This window comes from Streptomyces sp. C, assembly GCF_000158895.1.
GTDB lineage: Bacteria > Actinomycetota > Actinomycetes > Streptomycetales > Streptomycetaceae > Streptomyces > Streptomyces racemochromogenes.
Map to the genome: position 1 here is coordinate 4,470,124 of NZ_GG657750.1, position 6,832 is coordinate 4,476,955.

The 6,832-nt window shown below is 72.9% G+C and carries 7 protein-coding genes and 1 pseudogene; 2 read left to right on the forward strand and 6 right to left on the reverse strand.

What is annotated here, in order from left to right; genetic code table 11:
* Positions 1 to 343: 343 nt before the first annotated feature.
* On the reverse strand, positions 344 to 877 hold the full coding sequence (locus tag SSNG_RS20105; RefSeq protein WP_042801464.1) for an NUDIX hydrolase: 534 nt from the start codon (positions 875 to 877) through the stop codon (positions 344 to 346).
* 58 nt (positions 878 to 935) lie between these two features.
* Here SSNG_RS20105 and SSNG_RS20110 point away from each other — a divergent pair, with 58 nt between their 5' ends.
* Positions 936 to 1,472 carry a GNAT family protein gene (locus tag SSNG_RS20110; RefSeq protein WP_007265724.1) on the forward strand — a complete coding sequence of 179 codons (537 nt, stop codon included), beginning with the start codon at positions 936 to 938 and terminating at the stop codon, positions 1,470 to 1,472.
* On the opposite strand, the gene SSNG_RS20115 is transcribed toward SSNG_RS20110, so the two are convergent.
* The 5 genes and pseudogenes from SSNG_RS20115 to SSNG_RS20130 all read right to left on the reverse strand — a co-directional run bounded on the left by SSNG_RS20115 (position 1,469) and on the right by SSNG_RS20130 (position 5,687).
* Positions 1,469 to 2,266, reverse strand: a complete 798-nt coding sequence (locus tag SSNG_RS20115) for an alpha/beta hydrolase (protein ID WP_042801466.1) — start codon at positions 2,264 to 2,266, stop codon at positions 1,469 to 1,471. The genes SSNG_RS20110 and SSNG_RS20115 overlap by 4 nt on opposite strands.
* Positions 2,263 to 2,856 (reverse strand): TetR/AcrR family transcriptional regulator, encoded by a 594-nt coding sequence (locus tag SSNG_RS20120; protein WP_042801467.1) that lies wholly within the window; start codon positions 2,854 to 2,856, stop codon positions 2,263 to 2,265. Before SSNG_RS20120 ends, SSNG_RS20115 begins: the two co-directional genes overlap by 4 nt.
* Positions 2,857 to 2,956: 100 nt before the next feature.
* Positions 2,957 to 3,493: an NUDIX domain-containing protein gene (locus SSNG_RS20125; protein ID WP_042801469.1), complete on the reverse strand. Its 537-nt coding sequence runs from the start codon at positions 3,491 to 3,493 to the stop codon at positions 2,957 to 2,959.
* 1 nt (position 3,494) lies between these two features.
* A pseudogene (locus tag SSNG_RS40020) lies at positions 3,495 to 3,816 on the reverse strand (tetratricopeptide repeat protein); the annotation flags it as partial.
* Positions 3,817 to 4,475: 659 nt separating this feature from the next.
* Positions 4,476 to 5,687, reverse strand: a complete 1,212-nt coding sequence (locus SSNG_RS20130) for a thiolase (protein ID WP_007265728.1) — start codon at positions 5,685 to 5,687, stop codon at positions 4,476 to 4,478.
* A 226-nt stretch (positions 5,688 to 5,913) separates the two neighbouring features.
* Here SSNG_RS20130 and SSNG_RS20135 point away from each other — a divergent pair.
* On the forward strand, positions 5,914 to 6,832 hold a 919-nt coding region (locus SSNG_RS20135), incomplete at its 3' end, for an acyl-CoA dehydrogenase family protein (RefSeq protein WP_007265729.1).

Below are 6,832 nucleotides of genomic sequence, written 5' to 3' on the forward strand. Positions count from 1 at the left end.
GCCCGAACCGGAAAGCCGAAAGACTGCCGGGAAACCCCCAAAGGAACGGCACGGTCCAGAGGGGAAGGGCGGGTCTCTCAGGGACCGGGCGAGGGGCCGGGGGCCGGCCCGCCGGGCATTCGGGCCCCATGTCCGTGATTCCGGGCCGGGGGTCCGCGACAGATCGCTACGCGCTCCTCCCATCTCAGCGTCCGGCGACCGCCTGTGGCTGATACCCGCACGAGAGGGCGAACAGAGCAGCTCAGGAGGCGTGCAGGCGCAGCAGATCGCTACGCGCTCCTCTCGGCTCGGCTACCGGCGGCCGTCCTGGGCTGATAGCCGCACCAGAGGTTGATCAGGAGGGTCAGCGGATGCCCTCGTCCATCAGGACGTAGAGGAGGGGGACCAGGCAGCCGCTGCTGACGATCTCGCGGCGGTCGATCATGCCCCGGATCTCCGTCAGGGGGATCCACTCGATGCGGTCGGACTCGTTCTTCTCGGTCGGCGGTCCCACGTAGGTGGCGCCGTCCGCGCGGAACAGGTGGTGCTGGGAGTCGGTGATGCCGGCCGCCGGCTCGGCGTAGACGAGCGGCTTGACCGGCCCCGGCCGCCAGCCCGTCTCTTCGAGGACCTCGCGGGCGGCGGCCTCGGCCGGCGTCTCGCCCGGCTCGATGAGCCCCATCGGGAGCTCCCAGGCCCAGGTGTCGGTGATGAAGCGGTGGCGCCACATCATCAGCACCTCGCGCCGGTCGTTGACCACCGCCGCCACGGCCAAGTGCTTCAACTTGACCACGTGGTGCTCGAAACGGCTCCCGTCAGGAGTCTCCACGTCCGCGAACCAGAGGTCGAGCCACTGGTTCTCGTAGATCGGACGCTCTCCGTGGATCTTCCACTGCATGCGTCCAGCATCGCTTATTCGTTTGCCGCCGGTCAGCCCGGCCCGATAGGAAGCTCACATGCTTAGAGGCGCCAAGGTCGGGCTCAGGGCCCGGCACGAGGACGACATCCCGATCCTGCGGACCGAGCTGTACGACGACGTCGTCAACGGCTCGCGCTCCGAAGCCGGGCCGTGGAAGCCGATCACGCCCGGCTCGAAGGACCCCCGGCTCGTCGTGGACGACACGAAGGAGACCAGCGTCCAGTTCTCCGTGGTGGAACTGGAGGGCGGCTCGCTCGTCGGCGCCGCGACGTTCTGGGGCATCGACACCCACAACCGGTGCGCACACATCGGCTTGGGCCTGCTGCCGGCCGCACGCGGCAAGGGCTACGGGAGCGATGTCGTCGCCGCCCTCTGCCACTACGGCTTCGTCGTGCGCGGCTTCCACCGCATGCAGATCGAGACGCTGGCCGACAACACGGCGATGCTGCGCGCGGCAGAGAGCAACGGCTTCGTCCGCGAGGGCGTACTGCGCTCCTCGGCCTGGGTGCTGGGCGAGTTCCTGGACGAGGTCATCCTCGGCCTCCTCGCCAAGGACTGGACCCCGAAGGGCTAGGAGCGGAAGGCCTTCCGGAGCGTCTCGGCGAACTCGGCGGGATGGGTGGTCGTGCCGGTGTGGCCGCCGGGGAAGTGCAGGAGTCCCTGGCCGAGGCGCTCGGCCAGGAAGGCGGCCGCACGGTAGGGCAGCTCCCCGCGTGAGTCCTGACCGCCGGCGAGCACGAGCCGGTCCGACAGGGACTCCAGCCGGTGGACGTCCGGGACGTACGACATGAAGGCGGGCACGATGCGCCCGAGGAAGTACGGCAGACCGGCCATCGTCTGCTCGGCACGCGCAGGTGGAACCTCGACCTGGGCCTTCGGTCCGGTGGTCAGGCCGGCGGCGAACAGTGCCATCGCCGGCACGAGCCCCTGGGCCTGGAAGGCCTCCTGCACGCGCGCGAGGAACACGCGGTGTTCGGCGGCGTCGGGCAGGACCTCCACCACGGGCGGTTCGTGCGCCACGAGGCGTTCGACGCGTTCGGGACGGGCGGTGAGCAGGTGCAGGGCGGCGATCGCGCCCGAACTGGCACCGAACACCCGGGCGGGCTCGCCGGGCGACAGCAGTTCCAGCAGCCGCAAGGCGTCGTCGGCGTGCTCGGCCACCCGCTGCTCGGCCCCGGGATCGTCCAGCGTGCTCCGGGCCATGCCGCGCGGGTCGTACGTCGCGACCGTGTACTCGTCGGCCAGTTCGCCGGCGATCCCGTCGAAGGAGGCCGCGCCGCCCGTTCCTCCCGGTATCAGCAACAGGAGCGGGCCCCGGCCCCGCACCTCGTAGTGCACGGTCGTGCCGTTCACGCGCAGGCTGGTCATGAGGGGTCTCCTTCTCGGGACGGGGGCCAGTGCTCCAGGAGGGTGTGCAGGGCGTCGAGGGCGCGGCCCCAGGAGTCCTGGGGCGAACGCGCGTGCCCGAAGCCGCCCGCGGCTTCCAGAGCGACGAAGCCGTGGAACGTGCTGCGCAGCAGCCGGACCGCATCGGTCAGGTCGGGCTCGGCCAGCCCGTAGCCGCGCAGCATCCTGTACGTCAGCTCGACCGCCCGGCACGGCCCGGGCGCCTTCGCGGCCAGGTCGGGATCGATCCTGATCGAGACCTGCGTCGCCATGTAGCGCCCGGGGTGCTCGTGGGCGTACGCCCGCCACGCGTTGGCGAACGCCAGCAGTGCGCCCTTGCCCGAGAGCCCGGCGGTCGCCTCCGCGATGCGCAGCGTCTTCTCGTCCGCCGCCAGCAGCGCGATCCGCCCGCGCAGGTCCTCCAGGCTGCGGACGTGCGTGTAGAGACTCGCGTCCTTCACGCCCAGCCGCCGGGCCACCTGCGACATGGTCACCTGATCGAGCCCGACCTCGTCCGCCAACTCGGCGCCCGCGACCGTAACCCGCTCCGCCGTCAGCCCTGCCCGCACCATGCGCACCCTCCTGTTCCTAGGGGTTCTAGGCTATACCTAGGACCCCTAGGAGCCGCAGTCCTTTTCTGACCCAGCGCGGCGCAGAGGGCGAGGCCGGCTCTCAGGCCGTCGGCCAACCGTCCAGCGATACGGCTGCGCCGTCGTTGAGGTAGTGGTGGAGGGCGCTGGCGGTGGTGTCGACGAAGGCCTCTGGGATGGTGTCGGTATCCACCCACCGGACCTGGGAGTGCTTGCGCGGCTCGCGGTTCTCCGGTTCGCCGGTCCATTCGTGCGCGGCGAAGACGACCGTGAGGAAGCCGTTGGGGGCTTCCACCCCCCAGGCGCCGTGGATGACGTGGGCGACCCTGAGCGCCTCGGGCTTCACCGTGAGGCCGGTCTCCTCGTAGAGCTCGCGAACGGCGGTCTCGGTGATCGGCTCGCCCGGTTCACTCTTGCCGACGGGGAGGTCCCACAGTCCCCGAGCGAACTTGGCGTTCTCGCTGCGCTGGAGGAGGACGACACGGTTGGTGGCCTTGTCGTGAACGATGACGGCCGCCACCAGCAGGGTCATTGATTCGAGCGCAGGCTTGAGGGAGTGGGCGCGTTCGTCGGTCTGCTGGGACACGGGATTCCCTTCGTCGGACGGGTCGTTGGGCATGCTAGGCGAGGGCCTCGCGTGCGCGGCGGGCGAGATCGGTGGCGCCCGTCACGCGACGGCGTTGGTAGAGGGCGAGGGTGGAGCGGATCGAGGTGATCGCCTTGCGGGTGCGGTCCGTGGTCGGCGAGGTCGGTGAGGGTGCGGGCAGTGTGACTGGCCACCGTGCCGGAGGCCGGGCCGCTGACACGCGAATAGCTCGGCTGGGGGCCATCGCCCCGTAGGAGGGCGTCCTCGGCGGCGAGGAGGGCACGGGCGGCCGACGACTTCTCGTCGGTGGCTGCGTAGGCGCGTGCGTGCGTGATGTGGAGGAGGGGCGTCCTTCCACCGACTGGCACCGGAGGCCCCGGCAGCCGCCTGACGGCCCTCAGATGCGGCACCGGCCCCGGACGGCCGCCGGGCGCCGGGACCGGAGGAGCGCGTAGTGATCTTTCGCGTCCGTGCGCGTCCCGGGCTGTTCTGGCCGTCCTCTGGTGGGGGTATCAGCCCAAGGCGGCGTCGGACGCTGAGCCGGGAGGAGCGCGTAGCGATCTATCGCGCCTGGGGGCTCCGCAGGCCGCTCTGGTGGACCTCTCGTGCGGGTAGCCGCGCCCCTGGTCCGGAATCTCGGCTGCTGAGGGCCCGGATGCCCGGCGCGCCGGCCCCCGGCCCCTCCCGCATCGCTGACAGGCCCGTCCCTTGTCCTCTGGACCGTGCCGTTTCTTTGGGGGTTTCCCGGCAGTCTTTCGGCTTTCCGGTTCGGGTCGGTCGGTCAAGGGTCGCCGAAGGCGATCGCGTAGCGACGCGACGAAGGAGCGCCCTTGAGGGACCGGCCCGAACCGGAAGGACGATGGGACTGACGGGAAACCCCCAACCTGCTCTGAGACCGCCCGAGGGGGTACCGCTCCCCGACGTCCCGCCCCGCAGACGAGGGGGCGGGTGGGCAAACACCGCCCCGGCCCCGCCCCCTCCAGGGGGAGACAGCCGGCCCGAGTCGCGAGCCCCCCTACCCCCGCCCCAGGAGCACCGTCCCCGAGGAGCAGAACCAGCCGCCCGTGCCCGAGGCCAGGGCCACCTGTGGGAGGTGGCCGCCCGGCTTCGTCACCTGGCCCGGGCCGGCCTCGCCGCGGAGTTGGCGGACGGCTTCGACCAGGAGGAAGAGGCCGCGCATGCCCGGGTGGCAGGCGGAGAGGCCGCCGCCGTCGGTGTTGACCGGGAGGTCGCCCTGCCGCAGCAGGCGGCCCTTCTCGACGAAGGCGCCGCCTTCGCCCTTGGCGCAGAAGCCGAGGTCCTCCAGCGTCACCAGGGTCATGTAGGTGAAGGCGTCGTAGATCTCCGCGAGGTCCACGTCCGCAGGGGTGAGGCCCGCGCGGGCGAAGGCCTGGCGGCCCGAGGCGGCCGCGGGGGAGACGGTGAAGTCCTCCCACTCCGACATGGTGGTGTGGGACACCGACGTGCCCGTGCCCAGGACCCAGACGGGGGACTTCGCCGTGTCCGGTACGTAGTCCTCGGCGGCCAGCAGCACCGCGCAGCCGCCGTCCGAGCGGATGCAGCAGTGGAGCTTGGTGAACGGGTCGGCGATGGGGTCGGAGGCGAGCACGTCCTCCACCGTGATGGGGTCCCGGAACATCGCGTCCGGGTTCGTCGCGGCGTTCGCCCGCGCCTGGACGGCCACGGAGGCGAGCTGTTCCAGCGTCGTGCCGTACTCGTGCATGTGCCGTCGCGCCGCCATGGCGTACTTGGCGACCAGCGTGTGGCCGTACGGGACTTCGAACTGCAGCGGCCCCCGGGCCCCGAACGACAGGTTCGACGTGCGCCGCCGGGCCTTGATGTCGGCGCGGGCCGTGGAGCCGTAGACCAGCAGGACGGCGTTGGCGTGGCCGGCGGCGATGGCGTCGGCGGCGTGGGCGGCCATGACCTCCCACGTGGAGCCGCCGACGGAGGTGGAGTCGACCCAGGTGGGCCGCAGCCCGAGGTACTCGGCCACCTCCACCGGGGCGAGTACGCCGAGCCCCGCCGAGGCGAAGCCGTCGATGACGGAGCGGTCGAGGCCGGAGTCGGCCAGCGCACGGCGGGCGGCCTGCGCGTGCAGGGCGTAGGGGGTCGGGCCGTCGACCCGGCCGCAGTCCGAGAGGGCGGCGCCGACCACCGCGACCCGGCGGCGGGGTGCGGAGGGGGAGACGGGCGCGGAAAGGGGTCCGGGCGTGGGTCCAGGCATGGAGGGACGGTACATCTGACGTAGCGTCAGATGCTAGACCGCCGCCCGCCCTGCCGCCCGCCCCGCACCCGCCCCGCCGCCCGCCCCGCCGCCCCGCCCCGCAGCCATCCCGCCCCCCCCGCCCCACCCCCACCCCGCATCGGACAAAGGGCCGCCCTGCCCCCTGTGCATCTCACTCGCCCCGCCCTAACATGACGCCCCGTCAGATACGGGGAGGAGCCCGACGATGGATGCCGCCTTCACCGCGGAGCAGGACGAGATGCGCCGTACCCTGCGCGAGGTCCTGGCCAAGCGCTGCGGGCCGGACGAGGTCAAAGCCGCCGTCCGGACCGCCGCGGGACACGACCGCGAGCTGTGGCAGCAGCTCTCCCGGCAGCTCGGTCTGCCGGGCATCGCCGTCGCCGAGGAGTACGGGGGCGTCGGCTGCGCCCCCGGGGACCTCGCGCTGGCCTGCGAGGAGACCGGGCGCGCGCTGCTGCCCTCCCCCCTCCTCGCCACCGCCGTCCTCGCCGCCCCGCTGATCACGGCCCTCGGCACCGCCGCGCAGCGCTCCGCCCTGCTCCCGCCGCTCGCCGCCGGGGAGCTGACCGCCGCCCTCGCCGTGCCCGGTCCCGCCCTGGCCGCCGCACTCGCCCTGACCGGCGACAACGCCCCCGGCGACTGGGCGGGCGGGGGCCGGGCCGGCGGGGTCCAGGCCCGCCGCGCGGACGACGGGTGGCGGCTGTACGGGGAGGTGCCGCAGGTGCTCGACGGGCACAGCGCGGGCCTGCTCCTCGTCGCGGCGCACACCGGCGGCTTCGCCCGCAGCCGCACCCTGCTGTTCCTCGTACGGGAGGGCGCGCCCGGCCTCGTACGGGACCGGCAGGCCACCCTCGACGAGACCCGCCCGCAGGGCCGCGTCCAACTGCGCGACGTCGAAGCCGAATTGCTCGGCACGGAAAACCGGACCGATCCGCTCCCCGCCCTCCCCGCCCTCGCCGCCCTCGCCGCCACCGGCCGCGGCGCGGCCGCCGTCCTGGCCGCCGAGGCCGTCGGCGCCGCCGACCGGGCGCTGGCCCGCACCGTGGAGTACGTGCGCCAGCGCGAGCAGTTCGGCCGGGCCGTCGGCTCCTTCCAGGCGGTCAAGCACCGCCTCGCCGACCTCT

Coding starts and splice junctions, on each gene's coding strand:
- SSNG_RS20120 (WP_042801467.1), bottom strand. CDS start 2,856: ATGGTGCGGGCAGGGCTGACGGCGGAGCGGGTTACGGTCGCGGGCGCC.
- SSNG_RS20115 (WP_042801466.1), bottom strand. CDS start 2,266: ATGACCAGCCTGCGCGTGAACGGCACGACCGTGCACTACGAGGTGCGG.
- SSNG_RS20105 (WP_042801464.1), bottom strand. CDS start 877: ATGCAGTGGAAGATCCACGGAGAGCGTCCGATCTACGAGAACCAGTGG.
- SSNG_RS20130 (WP_007265728.1), bottom strand. CDS start 5,687: ATGCCTGGACCCACGCCCGGACCCCTTTCCGCGCCCGTCTCCCCCTCC.
- SSNG_RS20110 (WP_007265724.1), top strand. CDS start 936: ATGCTTAGAGGCGCCAAGGTCGGGCTCAGGGCCCGGCACGAGGACGAC.
- SSNG_RS20125 (WP_042801469.1), bottom strand. CDS start 3,493: ATGCCCAACGACCCGTCCGACGAAGGGAATCCCGTGTCCCAGCAGACC.